This window comes from Ruminococcus gauvreauii, from assembly GCF_025151995.1.
GTDB classification, from domain to species: Bacteria; Bacillota; Clostridia; order Lachnospirales; family Lachnospiraceae; genus Ruminococcus_G; species Ruminococcus_G gauvreauii.
The window spans coordinates 643175-668829 of sequence record NZ_CP102290.1 but is presented as its reverse complement, the minus strand read 5'-3'; the positions used below and the strand labels follow the sequence as shown (position 1 = coordinate 668829).

Genomic DNA, 25655 nt, shown 5'->3' with positions numbered 1-25655 from the left:
TGCTAAAATCGTAGTATCAACAGAAGAAAAAGTTACATATTTTGAAATTTGAAAGGGGAAATCACTATGAACTCGAGAGAACGGGTATTAGCATCATTAAACCATAAACAGCCGGACAAGGTACCGATTGACCTGGGATCCACTTACAATTCGGGGATCAGTGCATGTGCGCTTTATCGTCTTCGCAAATATTACGGACTGGAGGAAAAACCGATCCAGATCTATGAGACATCTCAGATGATCGGGGCGATGGACGCGGATATCGTTGACCGGATGGATATCGATGTGATCGGTCTGAATGCGGCAAATGACTGCGTTGGGGTCCCGCTTCACGGGCCGATGCAGGACTTCACGATGCCGGATGGCACACCGGTAAAAATATCAGCAAAACATAAATATGAGATTGATGCGTCAGGAAAAAGTTATCTTCGTCCGCAGGGAAATGAGAATTACGCACCGAGCTACGTGATGCCGGAGGGCGGTTATTTCTTTGATGCGATCAACCGTTCACCGGGGTTTGATGAAGACAATCTCACACCGGCAGAGGACTTCAAAGACGACTTTAACCCGATCAGTGACAAGGACGCCGACTGGTATGCGGAAAATGCAAAGCTGCTCCGCGATACGACGGACAAGGCGATCTTTGGATGCTTTGGGATGGGCGGCATCGGGGATCCTTCGGGAATTCCGGGCGGTCACGTGCTGGAGCCGAAGGGAATCCGTACCTATCAGGACTGGTGTATGGCACAGCTTTTGTATCCGGAGTATATTCATGCGGTATTCGAGATGCAGACAGAGAATGCACTGAAGAGCCTGGAGATCTACCATCAGGCAGTCGGCGACAATATCGATGCCATCAACATCAGCGGGACAGATTTCGGAACACAGGTGGGACCGATCATGTCTCTGGATACGTTCCGTGAGCTGTACAAACCGTACTATAAACGGATGAATGACTGGGTACATGAACATACGAACTGGAAGACGCATTTCCACTGCTGCGGTGCCATGAAGGTCTTCATCGAAGATTTCATCGATATGGGAGTGGATATCCTCAATCCGGTGCAGCTGAGTGCAGTCGGGATGGATATGCATGAACTGAAAGAGAAATACGGAAGCCGCATCACCTTCTGGGGAGGAGGAGTCGATACCCAGGGGCTGCTTCCGACAGGCACACCGAAGGAAGTGAAAGCACAGGTGAAAGAGCGTCTGGACGTACTGGCCAGAGGCGGCGGATATGTATTTAACACGATCCATAATATCATGGGCAATGTGCCTGCGGAGAATATTGCAGCATGTTTTGAGGCTGTCAGAGAATTTCAATTTTAATTTTGCTTAAAAGAAATCCGGTCAGAAACTGATTCTGGCCGGATTTCTTTTTGAATTATTATTGAGAGGTATAAAAGAGTGCGTCAAACGCAACGTCAAATGTCGATTTAATAGAATATTGTGTGCGGCATCAGGAAAACAATGCCAATAACACACCAGTACATAAAAGGGCTGCGCAATACAAAATGCGGGATACCGTTATCTGCTTTGTCATATGAAACCCTCCTTTCTGTATGTCTATATTCTATCGCATTTCCCGTACGATGTCTATGCGTGCACTATACAAATATAACAAAAAACAATGATTAAAATTGTGCAAATTATACAAAAGCAAGACATAAAAGAAAGCCGCTGATTTTATTCAGCGGCTTTCTGCCAGCTCGCGGGAAGGAGTTTATGCTCCGAACACGAGCGGGGAGAATACGATATAGGCTGCAACCATGACGCACAGTACGATGGCGGCGACCACTTTTCCGCTTTTCCAGGGAGTCATGTCGACGGCTTTGGAATCGCGCAGTTCATAGTTGGTTTCTCTGGGACGCACTTTTGTGATAATGCATACAAGAATCATGTCGAAGACAAACAGTGCGGCTGTAAAATAGAGGTAATGAATATCTGCCAGTGCAGGAATGACCCGGCGCAGTCCAAAATTCAATACACAGTACAGCACCACATGAACCGGAATAACAATCTTAGGCATGAAAGCCGGCGTTTTCTTTGAAAAGAAGCCGACGATCAGGCATACAAACAAAGGTGTATTGAATGCCGCAAAGCATGAATTCACGAATGTTGTAATACCGCCCATATAGAGCATAAACGGTGCGATGATAACTGAGAAAATCGCAACGATGAGACCAAATTTCTGTCCGATCTTTACCAGCCGGGCGTCTTCCGCCTCAGGGGCGAACATTGGTTTATGTACATCCAGCGCGTAGATGGTCGATGCTGAGTTCAGCACCGAGTTATATGATGATAAAATAGCGCCGAACATAACGGCAGCAAAAAATCCAAGCAGGGCCGTCGGCATCACATTGGCCACGATCATCGGGTAGGCATCGTCACCGTTGTTGCCGAGTGCGGAAGCGCCATACAGATAGTATGCGATGATACCGGGAACGATGATGATGATCGGTGTCAGGATTTTCAGGAAGCCTGCAAAGACGGCTCCTTTTTGCGCTTCTTTCAGATTTTTTGCTGCAAACGTTCTCTGAATAATCGACTGGTTGGTCGCCCAGTAGTACAGGTTATTGATCAGAAGACCCGTGAACAGCAGCGGCCACGGAAGGTACGGTTCATTCAGATTCGGTGCATCGATTGCATTCAGCATCGTTGGATCCTGATGCAGAAAAATGTCAAGCCCTTCTGCAAATCCGCCTCCGGATGCCTTTCCAAGTGCGATCAGCCCGAAAACAGGAACCAGCAGACCGCCCAGGATAAGACCGATACCGTGGATAGAATCCGACAGTGCGACAGCGTGGAGCCCTCCGCAGATGGAATAGATGGAACCGATCACTGCAATCAGCACACACAGCAGCGCGATGGCGGCAAACTGATTGCAGCCCAGAATGTCTGAGACATGGAAAATATTTTCGAATACCAGCGCTCCCGCATACAGGATGTTGGGAAGCATGATGATGACATAAGAAAAGAGGACGATAAAAGATACCAGTCTTCTTGTTGTAGCATCATATCTCTCCTCAAAAAATTGTGGTACAGTGGTTAGTCCAACCTTCAGGTATTTTGGCATCAGCACGAATGCAAGGATGACAAGTGCAATGGCGGAAGTAACCTCCCAGCCCATAGGACTCATCCCGATTCGAACGGATTGTCCGTTCATCCCAACCAGCTGTTCTGCGGACAGGTTCGTCATCAGCAGGGAACCTGCGATTACGGGGCCCATCAGACCTCTGCCGGCAAGGAAGTATCCCTCTTCGGTGTCAAGTTTGTCGTTTCTGGTTTTCCACCAGGAAATGATGGCGACCAGAGCGGTAAAACCTACGAACGTTACTGGAACGATCCAGTTCATAATAAATCCCTCCTCTAATATAATCTCTCGAAGAACTATGATATGTTAATATTTTATCTAAGTCAATAGAAAGGTTGAAAAAGGTAAAATATTGCGAAAATTGAAAAATTATTAAATAAATATGATTGTATTTTTGTAGAAACAGCAGAAATTCGCAAGAAACAGCGCGATGATACTTGTTTTGCAGACTCATGTTTTGTGGTAAAATGGAACCAGATATAAGAGGAGGAGGTAAGACTATGTTATGCCAACTGGAAGGCGTGCTGTCGGGATCGGACTTTTATTTTTTTACACCTTCGGCTACGGCCAGGAACCAACTGTTTTATTTTACATCGATCGGTCATTTTTTCTGCGATTACGGATATCGGGTGGAGCGTCAGGACTACGGAAATTACCTGCTGCTTTATGTTAAGAAAGGGAAACTGTCTGTGACGACAGAGGGGGAGAAGTTTCATGCAAGGGAAGGAGATATGGCATTCATCAATTGTCATCTGCCGCATGAATACCATGCGATCGGTTTCACAGAGTTTCTGTGGATCCATTTTGACGGTTCCAACTCTGCACAGTTTCACAGTGATATTACGAAAAATATCTGCGGACATCCGGTGTTTCATCTTGAAAATGGTGAGCACATGGAGCGGACATTTAAGGAAATTATATCCAACTGCAGATACGAAAAATTCTGTTCCGAGTACGATGATTCCATGAATATCTATAAGATGCTGATCGAACTCTGTAAAAACATAACGGGCAGCGGGCGGGAATCGAAGGAGATAAAAGAGCAGGTGGTCGAGGAGGCGATCAGCTTTATCCGGCAGAATCTGGAAAAGGATCTGTCCGTGGGAATGATCGCGGAACACGTGGGTTTAAGTGAATCGCATTTTTCCAGAAAATTTCGCCAGGCCATGAACAGTTCACCGAAAGAATATATTATCAGAAGACGCCTGAATGATGCGAAACATCTGCTGAAGACTACGGCACTTCCGGTCAAGGAAATCGCACTTTCTGTAGGATTCAACAGTGAGTCGCATTTTATCAACACGTTCACAGCCCAGAATGGCCTGTCGCCGAAAAAATTCCGGGAATTCCCGATGTAAATGTAAGCAGAAAATTGCAACTGTATGGCCAGAATCTTTATTGGAATACGCCTGAAAATATACTATCATAAATTTAACGGTTGAGGAAAAAACCGAAAGAACCGGGAAAAAAGTGAATGTAAGAGAGGGCGAAGTTATGATATCACCAAAAGAGAGAGAACGGCTCAGGGAACTGGCGAACACACAGTTAGAAATTGCAAAAAGCGATAAGAATGTAAAACGCACAAAAGAATGGATTGCTCATAATTCATGTAAGGGCGAACGCCCGATGATTCATCTGGAAATCGATAACTTTACGCAGGAAGTACTGTTTCCGCAGATGCAGTGCGAGGATCCGATGGCACGCAGGATCGAGGAGCGCCTGCTGCATAACTTCTATAATATGCAGGTTCTGGACGACGATAAGGTTGTGGCACCGTATTTCGGAGTATGGTGGGATCTGGACCTGAAGCCATGGGGCTTTGATGTGCAGAAAGAAGTGGCGTCTGACGGGGGACTGGGACAGCATTTTACCGAACAGGTGGAAGAACTCGGCGAAGAAATCGATAAATTCAGACCTTCAGAATTTAAGATTAAAGTTGACGAGACCAATGAGTATTTCAAAGCGGCAGAGGATGCGTTCGGCGATATCCTTCCTGTTAAACATGTCGGTAAATCCCTGACATGCTGGCTGACGCAGGATCTTGTACATATCATGGGCATGCAGAATATGTGCTATGCACTGTATGATTATCCGGATGAGTTCGTTCAGGTTCTGAATCAGCTCGCGGATGATTATCTGAAATTCTTTGAGGAGTGGAGAGACAGCGGACTTCTCTACCCGACCGCTGGATATGAAGAGTGCAATCAGGGTTCTATCTGCCTGACAGACGAACTGCCGTCTGAGGGGCCGGTTGATCTGAATCAGATCTGGCTGCATATGGATTCTCAGGAGACAATCAACGTATCTCAGGAAATGTTTGAATCCATGGTATGGGATTCTTATAAGAAAGTGGCTGATCGCTTCGGACTGGTATCTTTTGGGTGCTGCGATCCTCTGGAGCGCCTGTGGCCGTGTCTGAGTCAGCTGACCAACCTGAGAAAAGCTTCTATTTCACCGTGGACAAATGAGGAATTCATGGGTGAAGTGCTGGCGGGCAGAAAGACGATTTATCAGAGAAAGCCGAGTCCGAACTATATCGGCGTCTCAGAAGTTCTGGATGAAGATGCATGGCGTGCACATATCACAAAAACACTGCAGTGTGCAAAAGACTGTACGGTTGAACTCACAATCCGTGATGCATATACGATCCATAACAATGTTGACAAGGCAAAACGTTGTGTTGAGATCATGAAAGAGTGTATCGCTGATAACTGGAATGCGTAAGAATATTTTTGATGACTGGCGTCATGAAGATTAATACAAGGAAAAAAGAGCGAGCTGCAGGGGGGGACACCCCTTGCGGCCCGCTCTTTTTTCCTGCATACGATAGGATTTGATCAGGATGCAGATCACGCAGATATCAAGTCAATTTTTGAATATATTTCATTATGTATATGAGATTGAACTACAGTATAAAATAAGGCAGAATAGAGTCAGATATGAGGTGAAAGGGGGGGGGATGCAGCGCACGGTTGTCAAAAAATCAAAATGGGATTTTGCGGAAAGCCGTAGGAGTCATCCCTGCACGCTGCTTGAAAAGCCGTATGAAATTAGAAGTATTATCGAATCCGCATTGTACGGCGATTTCTTCAACAGATGCTGCAGTCGTGATCAGCAGGCGCTTTGCATACTGTATCTTCATATTCAAAAAATACTGATGCGGCGTCATGCCCATATATTTTTTGAAACAACGTGAGAAATAGAACTTGTTCAGATTTGTAATGTCTGCAAGTTTATCCAGAGAGATATTTTGTGTCACGTGTTCTTCCATATAGCGTACAGCAGCAGCTATGTAATCGTTGACGCCTGCTGTGGATCCGGATGTGTTTTCAACCAGTTCACACAGAATGATATGCAGGTATACAGACATGCGGTGCTCATTTTGAATATTAGCCTGTGCCTGTGCGAGACGCAGCAGATTTTGAAATGTAGTATTTATCACAGCATTCGTATAGTTTCGGATAAGTGGACCGGAGTAAAGCTGATAGATAAGTTCCGTATACGAAGCGGAACCGGGACCGGTAAAGTGGAAAAAGCGAAATTTAAGATTTTCCAGTGCCCGATAACTGTGATTTTCCCGGCAGTCAATCATGACAATGTCATTTTTGCCGGCAACAAAAAGCTGGTCGTCAAACGATATTTCCAGACGGCCGTCATCCACAAAGATGAGAAGGACAGATTCCCAGTACGGGTGTGTCGCTTCATAACTTGAATTACAGTGAAATATACCGATATGCTGCAGGCTGTAAAGAGTGTGCAGGGCAAAATCGGAAGGGAGTAAAAAATAAATCCTGGACGGCTCCATGATGCCATCTTCTAAAATATGCATAGTCGATATCTCCTGGTAAATAGAAAATAATTCTAAATATATACTAACACATAACAATGCTGCGAACAATGAAACGATAATAATGAAAAGGAGATTTTTATAATGAACGAAAATTATCTGGGAAGAATATGCCTGGTCACCGGTGCCGCCCGTGGAATTGGAAAGGCATGTGCGAAAAAATTTGCGGAATACGGTGCAGATGTTATCATGGTGGATATCAGTAAAGAGGTTCTGAAATCAGCAGCACAAGAAATTTCCGGGCTGTATGGGTGCAGAACCTGGGCTTTTGCGGCAGATCTCTCTGATATACAGCAATGCGAGAAACTCATGAAAGAAGTGAATGGCACGGTCGGATCAGTAGATGTTCTGGCAAACTGTGCAGGGATCACAGTGTCAAAATGTTTGATCGATGTGACGCCTGCTGATTGGGAACGGGTAATGGGAGTGAATCTCAAGGCAATCTGGTACCTGAGCCAGTTATTTGCAAAACAGTTGTTGACAGCCGGTAAGAAGCAGGGCAATATTGTTTCTATTTCTTCCCAGGCATCTAAAATTGGAGAATATGGAAATGGGGCATACTCCATTTCGAAAGCAGGTATCAACTCACTGACCCAGGTACTGGGACTGGAATATGCAGAACATGGAATATCAGTTGCCGCTGTTTGTCCGGGATATGTTAATACAGAAATGGTTCAGGAAGTATTTCAAAAACGCGCACATCTGGAAGGGATGACACCTGAAGAGTATGAAAAAACACTGACTGATGCAGTGCCAATGGGCAGAATGTCGGAACCTGAAGAAGTGGCAGACCTTATGGCATTCCTCGCAGGAGGACGCGCAAACTACATATCGGGAGTCACAGTAACGATCGCCGGCGGAAAAACATTGTTGTAATTTCCGCACGGCGGCAAAATATCCGGTTACTTCCTCCCGCGCGGAATAAATGCATTCTGCACGGCGTCTTCCTCAAGGTCCTGGCCGATGACGATGAACAGCCCTTTTTTGACATTGGACGGTCTGATATAGAAACCATCCAGAGAACAGTTGATCTCGTACCAGTTGCCGTCTGTATCGGCGATATGCCCCTTGACACGGAGAATGTTTCCGTAGGAGGGATCAGACAACAGCTTTTGAATGCGCTCTCTCAGGTCGTTTTCACCTGCACAGAGATGCGCCATAACCCTTGCCGCAAAGACGCGACCGTGCTGCATGAATTCCCGTTCGTGCTCGATCAGCTGATAGCCGCAGGATGCGAAAGATTCGAAATCATCATCCGTGAGATCATCCCAGTCTTTCCGGCAGACGTCATCGCCGAAGACGCGGCTGCTTCCGCGGTCCTTTATGATCTGGTTAAGCCTGTGAAGGGTTGCGTTCTGCATCGCCTCGTCTGCAGTCTGGGTTTTACTCATAATGAGCTTACCGGTACAGAGAAGTTGCGAGAACATGATGTATTGCGCTTCGTCGGAGAGCTTATCATCGAAACGCGCATCGGCGATCGTCAGGATGCTGCCGATTTCACAGCAGTCTTTCACCGGTTCCGTCAGCATGATTTCAAAGAATTCATCGACATCATAGATACCGGATGGTTCGACGAGGATGCGGTCATATCCCCCGGCGGACATATCGAGCAGCATATTCTGGAATGCTACCTTGGCGGTACAGCACATACAGCCTCCGGACAGCTGGGTGATATCGCATGCTTCATCCTTCAGGATAATGGAATCAACGCTGACGTTGCCGAATTCATTCTCAATAATATTGATTTTCTGCCCCTTTCTGATAAAATAATCGGCGTATTTCCGGATAAATGTTGTTTTACCGGCGCCCAGAAAACCGGTGATTAAATCTACCTTGACCATGTTGTTACCTCATCCTTTCCTTTCACTGGTTGCGTGTTCTACTGTTTGCTGCGGTATTTTTTTGAAATACCGCGGAGGGTATCCCATAACTTTTTTGAACAGCCTCGTAAAATAATTAGAGTCAATGATACCTACTTTGGCGGCAGCTTCGGAGATGGGAAGATCTTCACTTTGCAGGTATTCGAGAGCCTTGATTACACGGATCCTGTTCAGGTAATCAAGAGGCGCCAGACCCGTGACTTCTTTGAATATATTCCGAAAATAGCTCTCGGAGAGTGAAGAAGCGGCAGCAATATCACTGACGGTAAGTGCCTCGGGATAATGATTCTCGAGAAAAATCAAAGAGTCAATGATCATCTGTTTCTTTCGTTCCGGCTGTTTTGGCAGTTTTTGCGGCTGATTGTTTTTGGCACGTTTGAATATGACGAGTATCATCTGAAGGATTGCAGATTTCATATACTCTGAATCATACTGGAGATTCAGATGTTCTTCATGAATTCTTATAAGAAGAGATTCAACATCCATAGCTTCTGCAGGTGCGAGATGCAGTACCCCCTGTTTTGTCATATTGTCAGTGACCAGAAGAGGTTCCTCAGAAATAGTTCCGCTGCGCAGAGTAATCGTGGAAAGCAAGCTGTCCCATTGATTTTTGATATCCTCCAGACCAAATGGGATTTCCGACTGTTGAAATGTACCGTTTTTAACATACTCGGAAAATTGTCCCAGACGTTCCGGAAAAAAATAGCAGTTGGTAATTGCTGAGTTGGAATCCAGCAGATACCCATGCTCTTCATCCGGAGGAATCAGAAAAACATCACCGGCGATCAGAGGAACCTCGACACCCCGAAATCTGTGAATACAGGTTCCTCGGTTTACAAGAGTAAACTCATAATGGTGATGCATGTGAAGTTCCACTTCCTCCGGATTCCGATACTGCTCGAAAGCAACAGCTATAGAAGAAGTATCGGAGGAAGGAAAATCATAATATATTCCCATATAGTAAACCCTCCTTTGAGGTCTATTTTAATATATGCAAGCATAAATGTAAAGTAAAAAAAGTCGAAATGTGCTAAAAATCCCCTTCTTTGTTCTCACGAAAAAATGTGATGAGTGATACACTACAGTCATCAAAGCAATAATACGAAAAAATATCAAATGTTGGAGGTTGATCGCATGAGAATTGACAAAGGATATTGGGGGAACTGGATTACGGAAGGATGGCCGATTGAGGAAGTAAAGGTTTCGGAGAAAGACAAAAGAATTCTTCAAGATCTGGCAAAAGAATTCCGTGCGTTGTGTGACAGACCACAGGAGGAAGAAAAAATCAGGTTGTGGAAAGATCACAATGATCTGAAGCCTACCAGACCGCTGCTGCTGGTTGATATGGAAAACGGCTGGAACGAGGCAGTCCGATTTGACCGTGATATCAAATGTGAAGGCTATATGGCACAGGACTGGGAGATGTGGTTTCGAAAGGAAATATTCTGGGCAACACAGTTGAAGGATGATAAGCCGTTGACTCCGGTATTTTACCTTCCGCACAGAGCAGTGAACACGGAATGGGGTATTGGTGAAAACAAGACGGAGATTGACAAAGATGATAAGAATAAAGCGTATTCCTGGGTTGCGACCATGAAAGATATGGATGATGAGGAATTTGAAGCGATGGATGTGGAAAAAAGCATCGAAGATCCGGTTGTTATCGTAGATGAGAAGGCAACAAACGCCGCATTGGAGCTGGCACGTGAGATTTTTGATGGTATCGTGGAAGTGAAAATGCGTACCTGGTGGTTCTGGTCATCTCATATCGCGCTTGCTTACGCAAATTTCCGTGGACTGGACGGTCTGATGTATGATTTCTATGATTTTCCGGAAAAAGTACATGAGATCTTTACGAAACTGACAAACGGATATATCAAAAAGCTTCAGTTTTTGGAAGAGCAGAATCTGCTGTATTGCAATACGGACAATACGTTCGTTGGCTCAGGAGGACTTGGTCTGACAGACAGCCTTGGCAGTGATCAGGACCGTGTGACCTTAAAGTCCATGTGGGGACTGTGTGAGGCGCAGGAATGTGGGGATATTTCCCCGGAAATGTTTAGCGAGTTCATCTATCCGTATCATAAACAGGCTGCGGAGTTATTTGGACTGAATTGTTATGCCTGCTGTGAAGGCATTGATACAAAATGGCAGTGGATCAGCCAGATTCCGAATATGCGGAGGATATCTGTCTCACAGTGGTCAGACATGGCGAAAATGTCTGAGTACCTGAAAGATGACTATGTATACTCCTATAAGGCGAATTCAGCACACGTCACAGTTCCAGATATGAATGAAGATGTGATCCGTACAGAACTACGCAGAATGTACGAGAAGACCAGGGAAAATCAGAATCATGTGGAGGTCGTGCTGAAAGATCTGCATACGATCAGCAATAAGCCGGAACAGGTTATCCGCTGGGTGGAGATTGCCCGGGAAGAACTGGAAAGAGCATACTGATTGGATAAATAAAAAAATTAATTTGTGCTATCTTTTTATTGAAATGTGATGTTTTAATAAAAAAAAGCATGGTATAATATGCCTAACAGAATGGTGAAGTGCTGTTCTTTTAAGAAAAACATGAAAGCAGAAAGGAAGCAAAAACATGAGTGATGTATTAAGAGTCGGGGTTGTCGGAACAGGCGCCATCGGAAGGACACATATTGAGAGAATCAACAATACCCTGCAGGGAGCACGTGCAGTTGCCTGCTCTGATGTCAATGTGGAGTTCGGAACAAGCGTAGCTGAAAAATACGGCTGCAAATTCTTTGAAGACGGAGAAGAAATGATCGCTTCTGATGAAGTGGATGCTGTTGTTGTTACCACGATCGATGAGTTCCATGAGAAATACGTAACTGCCGCAGTGAAAGCAGGAAAATTTGTTCTCTGCGAGAAACCGCTGGCACCGAAAGCCGATGCGTGCAAACGGATCATGGAGGCGGAGATGGCAGGCGGTAAACATCTGGTTCAGGTTGGTTTTATGAGACGTTATGATCCGGGATACAATCAGCTGAAAAAAATGCTGGATTCCGGTGAGTTCGGCGATGCGCTGATGGTACACTGCTGCCACAGAAATGCGACGTGCCCGGATTATACGACGACAGCCATGTCTGTTGAGAACACGATGATCCATGAGATCGATGTGATGAGATGGCTGCTCGGTGAAGAATACGATGAAGTTGAAGTGGTATTCCCGAAGGCATCCAGAAAATCAACGGAAATTTTAAGAGACCCGCAGATCATGTACCTGACCACAAAATCCGGGGTCAGAATTGACGTCGAGGCGTTTGTGAAATGCGGCTACGGATATGACATCAAATGCGAAGTTTGCTGTGAGGACGGAACACTGAATCTTCCGGAGCCGGCAAATGCGATGATCAGAACAAACGCATCCCGTGTGACACCGATCTGTAAGGACTGGTCGGAGCGCTTTATCGACGCTTACAACATTGAATTCCAGGCATGGATCAATGCGTGCAAGGAAAACAGAGTTGACGGACCTACGTCCTGGGATGGTTACGTAGGACAGGTGACTGCATCTACAGCATCGATTGCGAGAGATACACAGACAAAACAGAAGATTGTGCTTGAAGAGTGCCCGGAATTCTATAAGTAGTCAATGTACATAAACGGAGGTAGAAGGATAATGTATTTATCAATCTGTACAGGTGTATACGGGGATTTTTCTTACCCGGATATGCTGGACAAGGTAAAAGCACATGGTTTAAACCATGTGGAATTATGTGTCGGCGGCTGGGGACCAAATCCTCATGGATACGCGACAGATCTTCTTGAAGACGAAGATAAATTGAAAGCGTTCAAAGATGAGCTGGACAAACGCGGGATGGAAATTTCTGCATTTAACTGCTCCGGAAATCCGCTTGCTCCCGGACCGATGGGCGAGAAGCACAGCAAGAGCGCCTATGACACGGTCACGCTGGCAGGCAAACTCGGTGTGAAGACGATTGTCATGATGTCGGGACTTCCAGCAGGAGCACCTGGAGATAAGACACCGAACTGGGTTGTGGCAACACAGTCTGTTCCGCCGGATTATCCGTATCTGGAAGAGACGGTTCGTTACCAGTGGGAGGACGTGGCTATTCCGTGGTGGAAAGAATTTGCGAAACACGCAGATGCAAACGGCGTGAAAATCGCTCTGGAAGAATTTCCGGGGCAGCTGGTGTATAATGTCAGCACCTTATTCAAACTGCGTGAAGCCGTGGGACCGACGATCGGCATGAACCTTGACCCGTCACACCTGCTGATCATGGGTGCAGACCCGATCGCCTCAGCGAGAGCGCTGGGCGACGCGATCTACTATGTGCATGGAAAAGATGCGCGTATCGAGCGCGGACTGTGTGACGTGGATGGTCTTCTGGACAATCGCCATGTGGAGGATGTGGCAGAACGTACCTGGAATTACGTAGCGGTAGGCTGCGGCCAGGACCTGAAATGGTGGAAAGAGTTCTTCTCCGTACTCAGTATGGTAGGATATAAAGGCGTTGTTTCGCTGGAAATGGAAGATCTCACAATGTCTGTTGAGGCGGGCGTGGTAACTTCAATCGATGCACTGGAGGCCACAATCAGCAAATAATGCATAAAATGCAGAATGTATATGTTATGCTGCCAGGAATTGTGGTACAATAAACTCATAAAGTTGAAAAGGAGTGCAGGATCATGAAGATAGCATTTGACGTTGACGTTTTGGCAAAACAGATGGATATCAACCGTATGGTGCATCAGGTAGCAGACTGGGGTTATAAATATATCGAACAGTCCCCGCACCCGCGCATCAATCCATTTTATAAACACCCTCTTTTTTCTGAGGAGTGTGAAGCTGAGTACCGGCAGGCACTGAAGGAAACAGGGGTTGAGATTTCATCTTTTATCGTTGTTTACCGCTGGTCGGGCCCGACGGAGGAGCAGAGACAGTTTGCGGTTGCCAACTGGAAGAAGATCGTTGAGATCGCCGTTAATATGGGAGTTACCGTTATCAATACGGAATTGTCCGGCGATCCGAACCAGCAGGAGATCTGCAATGGCATGTGGTTTAAATCCATGGAAGAGCTGCTGCCTCTGTTTGAAAAAGAAGGAATCCGGGTTGAGATCCAGTCTCATCCGTATGATTTCTGCGAGCTGAATAATGAGACCTGCGATATGGTAAAATCGTTCCGTTCCAAAAACCTGGGGTACGTATATTCCTCACCGCACGGTTTCTTCTACGATGAAGGGAAAGGCGATGTGCGCACCATGCTGCAGTATGCCGGCGACGAGCTGACACACGTGTTGTTTGCAGACACGTATAACCAGACTCTGGACTGCCGTTATATCGCGAATCCGCCCTGGCTGAACGGCCGCGGAAAGGCAGACGTTACCATCCATCAGCACCTGGCTATGGGTGAGGGTGATGTCGATTTCGACGGCATCTTCGAGACGCTGCGCGATATGGATTTTGCAAATAAGCAGATGAAAGCAGACGCGCCTAAGGTTGGCGGAGACAATATCGCATGCGTATCGATGTTTGGTTTCCCTGAAAAAATGGACAGGCAGGCGCCGGAAGCAAGAGAGCGAATTGAAAAGGAACTGCTTGGTAAATAATGATATCATGACTGCTGTATTCAAAAACTGGATACAGCAGTTTTTGCTGTGATGAAAACGGACGGATTTCCTAAAGGATGCGTGAAAGAAGTCTAAAAGTTGTATAAAATACACATTGTGGATTTCGGATTGTGATAGTATAATATTGTAGTGTTATGTGAAACGAATGGAAGGAGTGCACGATGAGAAGAAAGATAATGAGCACCGCCCTGGTATTTGTTTTATGTACCGGTATTTTAACGGGATGCAATCCATTTCCGCTTCGGGAAGAGGCGAAAGTGACCCAGCCGAAGACTCCGGGACAAATGGAAGATGAAGCCGAGCATGAAGAGGAAGATGACGGCGATGTGATCGCTCCGGATGAGACGCCGGACGGCACTGTCATGTACTGCAGTTCTGCGGTCAATGTACGGACGATGCCGAGCACACAGGGTGCTGTGATTGGCGAATTGACTGCCGGGCAGAGGGTTACGGTCACCGGAAAAGAAAGCGGATGGTATGAAATCGTATTTGAAGGCGGGAGTGCCTATGTATACGAGGATTATCTGACAGATACAAAACAAGAATGAGAGGGACAACAGTTATGTTAAACAGTAAAGTTGCGCTTGTGACAGGCGCGAGCAGGGGAATTGGACGGGCAGTCGCAGTAAAGCTGGCTTCTATGGGAGCTTACGTGATCGTCAATTATCACAGTGCAGAAGATAAGGCAGAAGGAGTCGTGCAGGAGATTATTGCAAACGGCGGACATGCCGAGAGCTATGGTTGTGATGTTGCTGACTTTACGGCCGTCGGCAGTATGATTCAGGATCTGCTTGAAAAACACGGACATATTGACATCCTGGTCAATAATGCCGGTATCACGAGAGATCAGTTTATCGGTAAGATCAGTGAAGCAGATTATGACCTGGTCATGGATACAAACTGCAAGAGCTGCTTTAACACCATGCACCATCTGGCCGCACATTTCCTGGAGAGAAAGAGCGGAAGAGTGATCAACCTGACATCCACTTCAGGAGTGCTCGGCAATGTGGCGCAGGCCAACTATGCGGCATCCAAGGCGGGCATCATCGGCCTGACCAAGACCATGGGCAGGGAATGGGCAAGCCGCGGGATCACGGTGAATGCGATCGCACCGGGCTTTATCAGAACGGATATGACGGAAGGACTCTCTGACAAGATCAAGGAGAAGACGATTGCCAGAATTCCGATGCAGCGCATGGGAGATCCGGAAGATGTTGCAAACATGACAGCTTTCTTTGCTTCGGATGAAGCCGCATACATAACAGGGCAGATTATCTGTGTAGATGGAGGTATGGCCATCTAGGGCTGATAAATATGCTTTTTTCTAACAAAGACCTGAGAAAATTAATCATCCCATTGATCATCGAACAGGTTCTGGCGATCACCGTCGGAATGGTCGATACGGCAATGGTATCTATGGCCGGAGAAGCTGCAATCTCCGGCGTTTCTCTTGTAGACATGATTGTGAATCTGATGATCAATATCTTCGCCGCGCTGGCAACGGGAGGCGCGGTCATCGTTTCACAGTATCTGGGGAAACGTAAGAGAGAGACGGCATGTGAGGCTGCGAATCAGCTGCTGCTCATATCGCTTGTTATCTCCGTTGTCATTATGGCGGTCATGCTCATTTTCCGGCAGCCCATCCTGAGTCTGATCTACGGAGATATTGAACCGGAAGTCATGCAGAATGCACTGACGTATCTGGTGTATATTTCCATCGGTTTCCCGTTTCTTGCATTGTTTAACTCCTGTGCTGCGCTGTTTCGTTCCATGGGGAATTCCAGGATTTCCATGCAGGCAGCACTGATTATGAATATCATAAATGTGGCAGGCGACACACTCCTGATCTATGGACTTCATATGGGTGCAGCGGGTGCCGCCATCGCTTCCACATTCTCCAGATTCTGTTCCGCAGTTATTTTGATTTACTGCGCGCGCAGTCAGAAGAATGAAGTGTATATCCGCATCAGTCATATCTTCCGGGCAAATCTGGTGCTGATCAGAAAGATACTGTATATCGGTATTCCGAGCGGTATAGAAAGCGGTTTGTTTCAGCTGGGCCGTGTGCTTGTAGTCAGTATCATCGCCGGATTCGGGACAGCGCAGATCGCTGCCAACGCGGTGGCAAACAATCTCGATGCCCTTGGCGTTATCGCCGGATTGTCGATCAATCTGGCGGTCATCACAGTGATCGGCCGCTGCATGGGTGCCGGTGACAGCCGGCAGGCAGCATTTTACATGAAGAAACTATTGAAAATAACATACTTACTTACCCTGTGTACCAATATCGTACTGCTGGGCGGACTTCCGTGGATCCTGAATATTTATTCGCTGTCTCCGGAGGCGTATCACTATGCCTTCATTCTGGTATGGATTCACAACGTGGCGGGCACGCTGATCTGGCCGCTGTCCTTCATGGTGCCGAACGCGCTGCGTGCGGCAGGTGATGTGAAATATACGATGTTTATCTCCATTTTTTCGATGGTGGTATTCCGACTGGCTGCCAGTGTGATCCTTGGAAGTTATCTGCAGTGGGGAGCGATTGGCGTTTGGATTGCCATGGTTCTCGACTGGTCTTTCCGTACGGTCATGTTTGGCGTTCGTTATAAAAAAGGAAAATGGAAGAAAATGAGGATAGTCTGAGCGTATGTTGTTTTCGAATAAAGATCTTAAAAAGCTGATCATTCCGCTGATCGTAGAGCAGATTCTGTCCGTTGCGGTTGGAATGGTCGATACAACGATGGTCTCACTTGCCGGTGAAGCGGCGATCTCGGGCGTATCACTCGTGGATATGGTAGTAAATCTGCTGAACAGTATCTTTGCTGCGCTGGCAACGGGGGGAGCCGTTATTGTCTCACAGTATATCGGAAAGAAGAAGAGAGAGACTGCCTGCGAGGCCGCCAATCAGCTGCTTCTGATCGCCATGGTCATCTCGACTGTGATCATGGCGGTGATGCTGCTTTTCAAAGCGCCGCTTCTTCGGCTGATCTACGGGGAAATTGACGCCGATGTTATGCGAAATGCACAGATTTATCTGGTTTACATCGCTCTGGGCTTTCCATTTCTGGCGATTTTTAACTGCTGTGCGGCGCTGTTCCGTTCCATGGGAAATGCAAAGATTTCCATGCAGGCGGCATTGGGGATGAATGCGGTCAATATCATTGGCGATACATTTTTAATCTATGGCCTGCACATGGGGGTGGCGGGAGCCGCGATCGCATCAACGATCTCCAGGATATTTGCAGCAGGCATCCTGCTGTATCAGGTGCGAAATCCTGAAAATCTGATCTATATCCGGTTTGCTTCTGTGTTTCGTCCGGCGCCGAAGCTGATCAAAAAGATTTTATATATTGCGATCCCGAGCGGTATTGAAAACGGTCTGTTCCAACTGGGGCGTGTGCTGGTGGTGAGCATCATCGCCGGGTTTGGGACGGCTCAGATTGCCGCCAACGCAGTGGCGAATAACCTGGACAATCTTGGCCTTCTGCCGGGACATGCAATCAATCTGGCAGTCATCACCGTGATAGGACGGTGCATGGGGGCGGGTGACAGTGCGCAGGCGAAGTATTACCTGAAAAAGCTGCTGAAGATCACCTATATGATGCTTGCCTGCCTGAATATCGTGCTGCTCGCCAGCCTTCCGTGGATTCTGAATGTCTATTCCCTGTCGGAGGAAGCGTACCGCTGTGCCTTTGTGCTGGTATGGATCCATGACGGAGTGGGCACCTTCCTGTGGCCGTTATCGTTTACTGTCGCGCATGCGCTGCGCGCTTCCGGTGATGTGAAATATACGATGTTTATCTCTATTTTTTCGATGGTCACATTCCGCCTGGTCTTCAGTGTGATACTGGGACAGTATCTGGGCTGGGGGGCAATCGGCGTCTGGGTGGCCATGGTGATTGACTGGGTGTTTCGGACGATTGCTTTCGGCGTGCGCTATAAAAAGGGGAAATGGAAACAGATACAGGTGGTTTAGTATTTACGGACGGGACTGTATTTGATAAAATGAAAGAAAAGTGTACGAGGAGGTACCCGAATATGGTAAGAAAACCTGAGGTTAAGGTGGTGGAAGGTCTGCGCGGCGGGATGGGAAGCGTGGAATTTCATTACATTGTGTCGGAGGAGGAATTAAACGGGCATGGGAAAATGTATGCGATGCTCCGCGTGATGCCTCACAGCAGCATCGGACGTCATCAGCACGTGGGAAATACGGAGCCGTATTACATCTTAAGCGGACACGGTGTGTTCGAAGACAACGACGGAACGCGAACAGAGGTCGGACCGGGTGATGTCTGTGTGATCAATTTCAATGAATCACACTCGATTGAAAATCATTCGGATGAACCGCTGGATCTGATGGCGCTGATATATTTTGAATAGAATGAAAGAGGAGACTGCCCTTTAGGCGCTGATACGCCGGGTGCAGCCTCCTTTTATTTTTGTTACATAGGAAATTCCTTCGGAATCTCCTATGTAACAAAATGCACTTCGTGCATAGATGCGCAGCTCGCGGAAAGGAAACTACTGCTTTGCAGTCCGTTCGCGCGCGGAGATTGCGCGAGAGCGCAATCTTTTTTATAAAAGCAGCTGACCTGCAGAGAGCCGTCTGACCTTAGGGGCGCCGGAGGTGCCGGAACAGTATGAATAACAATAGCGCGGAGTGTGATCGTGATAACAGAAACAGTCCCGGAAGCGGCGGTTACCGACAGCCTGCGAAAAGTCCAGAGTCCGCAGTTCCTCGGACAATCCCGTTCCGCGGTACTTGATGTAGCACTCTTTTAACACCCAGAATGTGGTGAACGCGGTGTCCGGCATGGGACTTTCTGAGATCACCCTGATTTCCGGACCGGACATGGATCTGCGCATCACTTTTTCATATGACGTCTCGATTTCCTGAATGTCGACACCGACAGGGGAGGAGGAGACAGCGCAGAGCGCGCCCTCCCGGCAGTGTGAGAAGTTAAAATGTATTTCCGGATATTCTTTCAGGTATGGTTTTCCGTGCGGACCGCAAACAAACGTGACGGCCTCATCGATGGCGTACTCTTCCCTCAAGGCATAGCGCAGGAGAAGATATGTGATCATACCAAGGTCGCGGTCACGTTCAAAGCGATAATTTCCGATTTTTTCAAGGCGCTGTTCGGGAAGAAGACGATATGCCTCGTGTCGGACAGTCTCTGTAAAAGTCTGTAATTCATCAAACAGATAGATCATTGCGCCAGATTTTTCCTCCATTTTCCGCTGAAATAGAACCATATAATAAGAAGCAGGGAGCCGGCAGAAGCGATCGGAGCTCCCATGCCTACCCCTGCGATACCCAGTCCGAAGACAGTGGAGATCAAAATACACGCGGGTATCCGCAGCAACAGGGCGGACATCATGCTGTTGATCAGTGAGAACGTCGTGTGTCCTGAGGCAATATAAAGCCCGTTGATGCAGAAGCAGAAAGGTACCACCAGATAATCCAGGGCAAATGGCCGGATGTAGGTGATGCCGTATGCGATCATGCCAGGATTACTGTCAAACATTGACAGTATTTCGGCGGGAAACAGTTCTGCCAGAACAAATATGACAAAGCTGACGAAGGCAGCGATTCCGGTTCCGATCTTACACGCTTTCAGTGCCCTGTCCCATCGGCTGGCTCCAATATTCTGTGCACACATGGTGGAGATGGATGCACCCATGGCAACCGCCGGCATGATCGCAAATCCGTTGAATTTGGATACGACACCCACTGCGGCAGATGCCTCCACACCGCCGATGACATTGGCAAGCGTGGTGATGATCATAAAGGAGAGGCCCGTAACGCCGTTCTGTACGGCACTGGGCAGACCGATCTGGAATATTTTTTTCATGCTGAAACGGTCGATCCGGAAGGAAGACGGTCTGAAATCAAAGATAAAATCATTCCTCATCAGATAGACCATGCAGAGGATCATGCTGAGGGCCTGTGAAAAGACTGTAGCTGCGGCAGCACCGAAGGCACCGAGATGGAAAGTTCCAACCAGCAGAAGATCCATCGCGATATTTGTGACGCATGCGATCAGCACGAAATAAAAGGGGCGCTTACTATCGCCCATACCGCGCAGAATGGCGCTGAATGCATTATAACCGAAGATAAAGATGATACCGCTGACCGTCACGGTCAGATAGCGGTTAGCCTCTGAAAAAGCCTCTGAAGGCGTCTGCATCAGGCGGAGAATCGGAACTTTTAAGATCAGCATCGCGGCGGTGATGACAACGGCTCCGATCAGCAGCGTGGTCATCAGAGTAGCCGTTACTTTTTTCATGTTCTCACGCTTGTTCGCTCCCAGATACTGTGCAATCAGAACGGTACCGCCGGTACAGAGCCCCACGATGATGTTGGTCAGGACAAAAGTGATCTGGCCCCCGATATTAACTCCTGACAGGCTGTTTGTGCCGCTGAAGTTCCCTACGATCAACATATCTGCGACATTGTAAAGCGACTGTATGAGATTGGACACCAGAAAGGGAAGGGAAAATTTGATCAGCTGTGTGGCGACGTTCCCCTCTGATAGATTGGTTTCAAATTTACTCATTTGCAGTATTCCTCCCCCGTTAAAAAGATCTGTAGTACTTATAATAATAGAAGTGACAGGGTATTGTGTCAAGAAATATAAAAAGTTGATTGACAAAGCAAAGACCAGAGGGTATCATATTTCAGAACGATAAATATTATAGGAGGGGCAAGTGATGAAAAATATCAAGAAATTTATTAGTCTTGCTTTAGTTGCTGCGTTGGCTGTATCAAGTCTTGCGGCATGCGGAAAAAAAGAATCATCTGACAGCGGAGAAAGTGCCGGTACTGAGAATGCCGGTTCAGAGGAAAGTTCTGTAATCAAGATCGGTGGAATCGGACCAACTACAGGCGGTGCTGCCGTATACGGACAGGCTGTTAAAAACGGCGCTGAGATGGCAGTCAAGGAGATTAACGCTGCGGGCGGAATCAATGGCGCACAGATCGAACTGAATTTTCAGGATGATGAGCACGATGCCGAGAAAGCAGTAAATGCTTATAACACCCTGAAAGACTGGGGAATGCAGGCGCTGCTCGGAGCTGTAACGTCTGTACCGTGTATCGCGGTGGCAGAAGAGTCACAGAAAGATAATATCTTCCAGCTGACACCATCCGGAACAGCGGTAGAGTGTGTACAGTATGAGAATGCATTCCGTGTATGTTTCTCTGACCCGAACCAGGGTGTAGCTTCTGCAGATTATATCGCAGAAAACCAGCTGGCTACAAAGATCGCTGTCATCTATGACAGCTCTGATACGTATTCTTCGGGAATCTACCAGGCATTTGCAGCCGAAGCAAAGACAAAGGGACTGGAAATCGTAGCAGCCGAGGCATTTACTGCTGACAACAAGACAGATTTCTCTGTGCAGATTCAGAAAGCAAAAGATGCCGGTGCTGAACTGGTATTCCTGCCATTCTACTATCAGGAGGCATCCCTGGTACTGAAACAGGCGAAGAGCATGAGCTACAGCCCGATCTTCTTCAGCTGTGACGGTCTGGACGGTATTCTGGATGTGGAAGGATTTGATGCATCTCTGGCAGAAGGAGCAATGTTCCTGGCACCGTTCTGTGCAACATCAGAAGATGAGACTGTAAAAACATTCGTGACAGCTTTTGAAGATGCTTACGGTGAGACACCGAACCAGTTTGCGGCAGATGCCTATGACGGTATCTATATCTTAAAAGAGGCTATGGAAAAAGCGGAAGTGACTGCCGATATGAGTGCATCTGACATCAGTGATGCGTTGAAGGCAGTGATGACGGAAATCACATTCAGCGGTGTGACAGCAAAAGAGATGACATGGACAGCTGATGGTGAGCCGGAGAAAGCTCCGATGGTACTTCAGATCGAAAACGGAAAATACAAAGAACTGTAATTTACCGTTTATATGCGCGGCATGCAGGTACCGCATTAGAAAATATGTACAGGCACTCTCGAAAGAGAGCGTCCTGTACATATTTTTTTTACGGACTTGTAACGGTTGAGACGGCCCATCGTCTGAACTGTTATAAATTTACAGTAAATACAACAACTGTCTTGTCAGATGTAATGACGCGTGCTATAATGAACAGCAATATGTTAAGGAGGAACTGATGATGAGTCAGATTGTTGAGGAAATACGGGCATTGAAGGAGCAGAAAGACGCTGTGATCCTAGCCCATTATTATGTGAATGATGAAGTACAGGAACTTGCAGATTATATAGGGGACTCTTACTACCTGGCGAAGCTTGCGACTGAAGTGACGCAGAAGACGATTGTGTTCTGCGGGGTTTCCTTTATGGGCGAGAGTGCGAAGATACTGAATCCTGAAAAAACTGTGCTGATGCCGGATGCCGCGGCCGACTGCCCGATGGCGCATATGGCGGATGTTGATAAAATAAAAAAGGTGAAGGAAGAGTACGAGGATGTCGCTGTCGTCTGTTATGTAAACTCCACGGCGGAGCTGAAGGCACATTCGGACGTATGCGTGACTTCCTCCAACGCACTGAAGATTGTCAGGGCACTTCCGAACAAACGGATTTATTTTATACCGGATGAGAATCTGGGACGGTATATCGCGTCCAAAGTTCCGGAGAAAGAATTCATTTTCAATGACGGTTTCTGTCATGTACATACCAGCATCTCGCTGGAAAACGTAAAAAAGGCAAAAGAGGCAAAGCCGGAAGCAAAAGTTCTGGTACATCCGGAGTGTAAACTGGAGATTCTGAAAGAGGCGGATTATATCGGCAGCACCTCGGGTATTATCGATTACGCGACGGCGAGTGATGCGAAGGAATTTATCATCTGTACGGAGATGGGGGTTCTCTATGAACTGCAGCAGAAAAACCCGGATAAGAAATTCTATTCTGTCGGTCATCGTCAGTACTGTCCGAACATGAAAAAGATTTCACCGGAAAAGGTACGGAATGTACTCATGACAGGTGAGAATGAAGTTGTGCTTGAGGAGACCATGCGTGTGAGAGCAAAGGAACCGCTGGTGCGTATGCTTCAGCTGGCCAGATAAGAAGGTAAGGAATATGAAAAAGAAAACGGACATTTTAATTGTAGGCACGGGTGTCGGAGGCCTGTTCTGTGCCCTGAATCTTCCCGCGGACAAAGAGATCCTGATGATTACCAAGGATGAGGCAAAGAACAGCGATTCCTATCTGGCGCAGGGCGGCATCTGCATGCTGCGCAGTGAGTCTGACTACGACAGTTACTATGAGGATACCATGCGTGCGGGCCATTACAAAAACAGAGAAGAGTCGGTGGACATTATGATCCGGTCATCACAGGACATCATCCGTGACCTGATTGGTTTCGGAGTTGACTTTGCGACGGAGAACGGCGAACTGGCATTTACGAGAGAGGGCGGCCATTCCAGACCGAGGATTTTATTCCACGAGGATATCACGGGGGAGGAGATTACGGAAAAACTGCTGGGGGAAGTGAGAAGACGCAGCAATATCTCAATTCTGGAGCACGTGACCATGATTGACCTTGTCTGTCAGGACAATATCTGTTATGGCACTGTGTGCAGGGCAGCAGACGGCAGTCAGATGGTGATCGAAGCCCGGGAGACCGTACTGGCCTGCGGCGGCGTGGGCGGTCTGTATGAACATTCTACAAACTTTCCGCATCTGACAGGGGACGGTCTTGCCATTGCAATAAAGAATGGAGTGGAGCTGGAAAACATCGATTATGTACAGATTCACCCGACGACTCTTTATTCTAAAAAAACCGGGAGACGCTTTTTGATCTCGGAATCAGTCAGAGGAGAAGGCGCTGTCCTGTATGACGCCCACCATCAGAGGTTTGTGGACGAACTCCTGCCGAGGGACCTGCTCACGGCAGCCATACATAAACAGATGGAAAAGGACGGAACACCATATGTGTGGCTGTCCATGGAAAAAATACCGGAGGCGGAGATCAAATCTCATTTTCCGAATATCTATAAGCGGTGTCTGGAAGAAGGATACGATGTGACAAAAGAGTGTATTCCGGTGGTTCCCGCACAGCACTATTTCATGGGCGGAATTCATGTGGACCAATACAGCCACACCTCCATGGATCAGCTGTATGCGGTCGGTGAGACGAGCTGCAACGGGGTACATGGGGCAAACAGGCTGGCCAGCAACTCATTGCTTGAAAGCCTGGTGTTTGCGAAACGGGCAGCGGGACAGATTCAGGAACAGATCGAGACTGCCAAAGTCAGGGAAGACATCCTGGATATCGTTGACTTCAGCCAGTATACAGACTATGAAGCAATCAGAGAGAAATATCGGGAAGCCATTATGAAAGAGACAGAAAGGATGAAACAAGAACATGAACAATCCAATCACAACGAAGCTAAATGTGGATGATTTAATTTTACAGGCACTGAAAGAAGATATCACATCGGAGGATATCACGACCAATGCGGTCATGAGAAAACCATGCCTGGGGCAGGTGGACCTGATCTGCAAGCAGGACGGGATCGTGGCAGGCATGGGCGTTTTTGCAAGGGTATTCGAGCTGCTGGATGACACGGTAAAAGTGGAGGCCTATGTGGAGGACGGAGACCTGGTGACGAGCGGCACCAGGATGGCGGTTGTCACGGGAGACATCCGTGTGCTGCTGTCCGGGGAACGCACAGCACTGAATTACCTGCAGAGAATGTCCGGCATCGCGACATACACGCACTCCATCGCTGTTCTGCTGGAAGGCAGTAAGACGAAGCTGCTGGATACGAGAAAAACGACACCGAATATGAGAATCTTTGAAAAATATGCTGTCAAAGTGGGCGGAGGCTGCAATCACCGCTATAATCTCTCGGACGGGATTCTGCTCAAGGATAACCACATTGGCGCGGCGGGAAGTGTGAAAAAGGCGATAGAGATGGCGAAGGAGTACGCGCCGTTTGTGCGTAAGATCGAGGTGGAGGTAGAAAATCTGGATATGGTAAAAGAGGCGGTGGATGCCGGCGCGGATATTATCATGCTGGATAATATGACACCGGAAATGATGAAAGAGGCCGTCGTACTGATCGGCGGGCGTGCACAGACAGAGTGTTCCGGAAATGTGACGAAAGAAAATATTGAAAGATATCTGTCTGTCGGTGTTGATTTTATCTCAAGCGGCGCGCTGACGCATTCTGCCCCAATTATGGATATATCTCTGAAGAATCTGCATGCAGTATAGGTTTAATGGTGACGCT

General features: G+C 47.4%; 23 protein-coding genes. 17 read left to right on the top strand and 6 right to left on the bottom strand.

Annotation, left to right across the window (positions count from 1 at the left end; genetic code table 11):
* Positions 1-66: 66 nt before the first annotated feature.
* Positions 67-1329, top strand: coding sequence for a uroporphyrinogen decarboxylase family protein (locus NQ502_RS03235; RefSeq protein WP_028529511.1), 1263 nt, complete (start codon positions 67-69; stop codon positions 1327-1329).
* 394 nt (positions 1330-1723) lie between these two features.
* Here NQ502_RS03235 and NQ502_RS03230 read toward each other — a convergent pair whose 3' ends face one another.
* The gene (locus NQ502_RS03230; RefSeq protein ID WP_028529512.1) at positions 1724-3355 is read right to left on the bottom strand and encodes a solute:sodium symporter family transporter; all 1632 of its coding nucleotides are present in this window, start codon (positions 3353-3355) and stop codon (positions 1724-1726) included.
* A 239-nt stretch (positions 3356-3594) separates the two neighbouring features.
* On the opposite strand from NQ502_RS03230, the gene NQ502_RS03225 reads away from it, so the two are divergent.
* Together NQ502_RS03225 and NQ502_RS03220 are read left to right on the top strand one after the other, a co-directional pair.
* On the top strand, positions 3595-4452 hold the full coding sequence (locus NQ502_RS03225) for a helix-turn-helix domain-containing protein (protein WP_028529513.1): 858 nt from the start codon (positions 3595-3597) through the stop codon (positions 4450-4452).
* A gap of 136 nt (positions 4453-4588) precedes the next feature.
* The gene (locus tag NQ502_RS03220; RefSeq protein ID WP_044983451.1) at positions 4589-5818 is read left to right on the top strand and encodes a hypothetical protein; all 1230 of its coding nucleotides are present in this window, start codon (positions 4589-4591) and stop codon (positions 5816-5818) included.
* A gap of 259 nt (positions 5819-6077) precedes the next feature.
* Here NQ502_RS03220 and NQ502_RS03215 read toward each other — a convergent pair whose 3' ends face one another.
* The gene (locus tag NQ502_RS03215) at positions 6078-6923 is read right to left on the bottom strand and encodes an AraC family transcriptional regulator (protein ID WP_028529515.1); all 846 of its coding nucleotides are present in this window, start codon (positions 6921-6923) and stop codon (positions 6078-6080) included.
* A 102-nt stretch (positions 6924-7025) separates the two neighbouring features.
* Between NQ502_RS03215 and NQ502_RS03210 the strand changes: the two genes are divergently transcribed.
* On the top strand, positions 7026-7817 hold the full coding sequence (locus NQ502_RS03210; RefSeq protein WP_028529516.1) for an SDR family NAD(P)-dependent oxidoreductase: 792 nt from the start codon (positions 7026-7028) through the stop codon (positions 7815-7817).
* 26 nt (positions 7818-7843) lie between these two features.
* On the opposite strand, the gene NQ502_RS03205 is transcribed toward NQ502_RS03210, so the two are convergent.
* Together NQ502_RS03205 and NQ502_RS03200 are read right to left on the bottom strand one after the other, a co-directional pair.
* Complete coding sequence (locus tag NQ502_RS03205; RefSeq protein ID WP_028529517.1) at positions 7844-8782, bottom strand: CobW family GTP-binding protein; 939 nt, start codon at positions 8780-8782, stop codon at positions 7844-7846.
* Positions 8783-8791: 9 nt separating this feature from the next.
* The gene (locus NQ502_RS03200; protein WP_028529518.1) at positions 8792-9778 is read right to left on the bottom strand and encodes an AraC family transcriptional regulator; all 987 of its coding nucleotides are present in this window, start codon (positions 9776-9778) and stop codon (positions 8792-8794) included.
* 177 nt (positions 9779-9955) lie between these two features.
* On the opposite strand from NQ502_RS03200, the gene NQ502_RS03195 reads away from it, so the two are divergent.
* From NQ502_RS03195 to NQ502_RS03155, 9 genes are all read left to right on the top strand, one after another.
* On the top strand, positions 9956-11281 hold the full coding sequence (locus NQ502_RS03195; RefSeq protein WP_044983452.1) for a uroporphyrinogen decarboxylase/cobalamine-independent methonine synthase family protein: 1326 nt from the start codon (positions 9956-9958) through the stop codon (positions 11279-11281).
* Between the two features lie 145 nt (positions 11282-11426).
* On the top strand, positions 11427-12437 hold the full coding sequence (locus tag NQ502_RS03190; RefSeq protein WP_028529520.1) for a Gfo/Idh/MocA family protein: 1011 nt from the start codon (positions 11427-11429) through the stop codon (positions 12435-12437).
* Between the two features lie 30 nt (positions 12438-12467).
* Positions 12468-13415 carry a sugar phosphate isomerase/epimerase family protein gene (locus NQ502_RS03185; protein WP_028529521.1) on the top strand — a complete coding sequence of 316 codons (948 nt, stop codon included), beginning with the start codon at positions 12468-12470 and terminating at the stop codon, positions 13413-13415.
* Between the two features lie 83 nt (positions 13416-13498).
* Entirely contained in the window at positions 13499-14419 is a 921-nt protein-coding gene (locus NQ502_RS03180) for a sugar phosphate isomerase/epimerase family protein (RefSeq protein WP_028529522.1), read from the top strand.
* 182 nt (positions 14420-14601) lie between these two features.
* Positions 14602-14988, top strand: a complete 387-nt coding sequence (locus tag NQ502_RS03175; RefSeq protein WP_028529523.1) for an SH3 domain-containing protein — start codon at positions 14602-14604, stop codon at positions 14986-14988.
* Between the two features lie 14 nt (positions 14989-15002).
* Positions 15003-15743, top strand: coding sequence for a 3-oxoacyl-[acyl-carrier-protein] reductase (fabG, locus tag NQ502_RS03170; protein ID WP_028529524.1), 741 nt, complete (start codon positions 15003-15005; stop codon positions 15741-15743).
* Between the two features lie 11 nt (positions 15744-15754).
* On the top strand, positions 15755-17083 hold the full coding sequence (locus NQ502_RS03165; protein WP_187374527.1) for an MATE family efflux transporter: 1329 nt from the start codon (positions 15755-15757) through the stop codon (positions 17081-17083).
* Positions 17084-17087: 4 nt separating this feature from the next.
* On the top strand, positions 17088-18416 hold the full coding sequence (locus tag NQ502_RS03160; protein ID WP_083963429.1) for an MATE family efflux transporter: 1329 nt from the start codon (positions 17088-17090) through the stop codon (positions 18414-18416).
* Between the two features lie 62 nt (positions 18417-18478).
* On the top strand, positions 18479-18820 hold the full coding sequence (locus NQ502_RS03155; protein WP_028529527.1) for a cupin domain-containing protein: 342 nt from the start codon (positions 18479-18481) through the stop codon (positions 18818-18820).
* Positions 18821-19015: 195 nt separating this feature from the next.
* On the opposite strand, the gene NQ502_RS03150 is transcribed toward NQ502_RS03155, so the two are convergent.
* The gene (locus NQ502_RS03150) at positions 19016-19654 is read right to left on the bottom strand and encodes a 4'-phosphopantetheinyl transferase family protein (RefSeq protein ID WP_049898350.1); all 639 of its coding nucleotides are present in this window, start codon (positions 19652-19654) and stop codon (positions 19016-19018) included.
* Positions 19651-21072: an MATE family efflux transporter gene (locus tag NQ502_RS03145; protein WP_260046606.1), complete on the bottom strand. Its 1422-nt coding sequence runs from the start codon at positions 21070-21072 to the stop codon at positions 19651-19653. Before NQ502_RS03145 ends, NQ502_RS03150 begins: the two co-directional genes overlap by 4 nt.
* A gap of 82 nt (positions 21073-21154) precedes the next feature.
* Here NQ502_RS03145 and NQ502_RS03140 point away from each other — a divergent pair, with 82 nt between their 5' ends.
* The 4 genes from NQ502_RS03140 (at position 21155) to nadC (ending at position 25639) form a co-directional block, all read left to right on the top strand.
* Positions 21155-22354: an ABC transporter substrate-binding protein gene (locus tag NQ502_RS03140; RefSeq protein WP_028529653.1), complete on the top strand. Its 1200-nt coding sequence runs from the start codon at positions 21155-21157 to the stop codon at positions 22352-22354.
* A 217-nt stretch (positions 22355-22571) separates the two neighbouring features.
* Entirely contained in the window at positions 22572-23483 is a 912-nt protein-coding gene (nadA, locus tag NQ502_RS03135) for a quinolinate synthase NadA (protein WP_341349431.1), read from the top strand.
* Between the two features lie 13 nt (positions 23484-23496).
* Positions 23497-24822, top strand: coding sequence for an L-aspartate oxidase (locus NQ502_RS03130; protein WP_028529651.1), 1326 nt, complete (start codon positions 23497-23499; stop codon positions 24820-24822).
* Positions 24785-25639 (top strand): carboxylating nicotinate-nucleotide diphosphorylase, encoded by an 855-nt coding sequence (gene nadC, locus NQ502_RS03125; RefSeq protein WP_028529650.1) that lies wholly within the window; start codon positions 24785-24787, stop codon positions 25637-25639. The genes NQ502_RS03130 and nadC overlap by 38 nt, the downstream gene beginning before the upstream one ends.
* The last annotated feature ends 16 nt before the right edge of the window (positions 25640-25655 follow it).

Excerpts from the sequence above, each read along its gene's own strand:
- NQ502_RS03235 (WP_028529511.1), top strand. The coding sequence starts at position 67 with ATGAACTCGAGAGAACGGGTATTAGCATCATTAAACCATAAACAGCCG.
- NQ502_RS03230 (WP_028529512.1), bottom strand. The coding sequence starts at position 3,355 with ATGAACTGGATCGTTCCAGTAACGTTCGTAGGTTTTACCGCTCTGGTC.
- NQ502_RS03225 (WP_028529513.1), top strand. The coding sequence starts at position 3,595 with ATGTTATGCCAACTGGAAGGCGTGCTGTCGGGATCGGACTTTTATTTT.
- NQ502_RS03220 (WP_044983451.1), top strand. The coding sequence starts at position 4,589 with ATGATATCACCAAAAGAGAGAGAACGGCTCAGGGAACTGGCGAACACA.
- NQ502_RS03215 (WP_028529515.1), bottom strand. The coding sequence starts at position 6,923 with ATGCATATTTTAGAAGATGGCATCATGGAGCCGTCCAGGATTTATTTT.
- NQ502_RS03210 (WP_028529516.1), top strand. The coding sequence starts at position 7,026 with ATGAACGAAAATTATCTGGGAAGAATATGCCTGGTCACCGGTGCCGCC.
- NQ502_RS03205 (WP_028529517.1), bottom strand. The coding sequence starts at position 8,782 with ATGGTCAAGGTAGATTTAATCACCGGTTTTCTGGGCGCCGGTAAAACA.
- NQ502_RS03200 (WP_028529518.1), bottom strand. The coding sequence starts at position 9,778 with ATGGGAATATATTATGATTTTCCTTCCTCCGATACTTCTTCTATAGCT.
- NQ502_RS03195 (WP_044983452.1), top strand. The coding sequence starts at position 9,956 with ATGAGAATTGACAAAGGATATTGGGGGAACTGGATTACGGAAGGATGG.
- NQ502_RS03190 (WP_028529520.1), top strand. The coding sequence starts at position 11,427 with ATGAGTGATGTATTAAGAGTCGGGGTTGTCGGAACAGGCGCCATCGGA.
- NQ502_RS03185 (WP_028529521.1), top strand. The coding sequence starts at position 12,468 with ATGTATTTATCAATCTGTACAGGTGTATACGGGGATTTTTCTTACCCG.
- NQ502_RS03180 (WP_028529522.1), top strand. The coding sequence starts at position 13,499 with ATGAAGATAGCATTTGACGTTGACGTTTTGGCAAAACAGATGGATATC.
- NQ502_RS03175 (WP_028529523.1), top strand. The coding sequence starts at position 14,602 with ATGAGAAGAAAGATAATGAGCACCGCCCTGGTATTTGTTTTATGTACC.
- fabG (WP_028529524.1), top strand. The coding sequence starts at position 15,003 with ATGTTAAACAGTAAAGTTGCGCTTGTGACAGGCGCGAGCAGGGGAATT.
- NQ502_RS03165 (WP_187374527.1), top strand. The coding sequence starts at position 15,755 with ATGCTTTTTTCTAACAAAGACCTGAGAAAATTAATCATCCCATTGATC.
- NQ502_RS03160 (WP_083963429.1), top strand. The coding sequence starts at position 17,088 with ATGTTGTTTTCGAATAAAGATCTTAAAAAGCTGATCATTCCGCTGATC.
- NQ502_RS03155 (WP_028529527.1), top strand. The coding sequence starts at position 18,479 with ATGGTAAGAAAACCTGAGGTTAAGGTGGTGGAAGGTCTGCGCGGCGGG.
- NQ502_RS03150 (WP_049898350.1), bottom strand. The coding sequence starts at position 19,654 with ATGATCTATCTGTTTGATGAATTACAGACTTTTACAGAGACTGTCCGA.
- NQ502_RS03140 (WP_028529653.1), top strand. The coding sequence starts at position 21,155 with ATGAAAAATATCAAGAAATTTATTAGTCTTGCTTTAGTTGCTGCGTTG.
- nadA (WP_341349431.1), top strand. The coding sequence starts at position 22,572 with ATGATGAGTCAGATTGTTGAGGAAATACGGGCATTGAAGGAGCAGAAA.
- NQ502_RS03130 (WP_028529651.1), top strand. The coding sequence starts at position 23,497 with ATGAAAAAGAAAACGGACATTTTAATTGTAGGCACGGGTGTCGGAGGC.
- nadC (WP_028529650.1), top strand. The coding sequence starts at position 24,785 with ATGAACAATCCAATCACAACGAAGCTAAATGTGGATGATTTAATTTTA.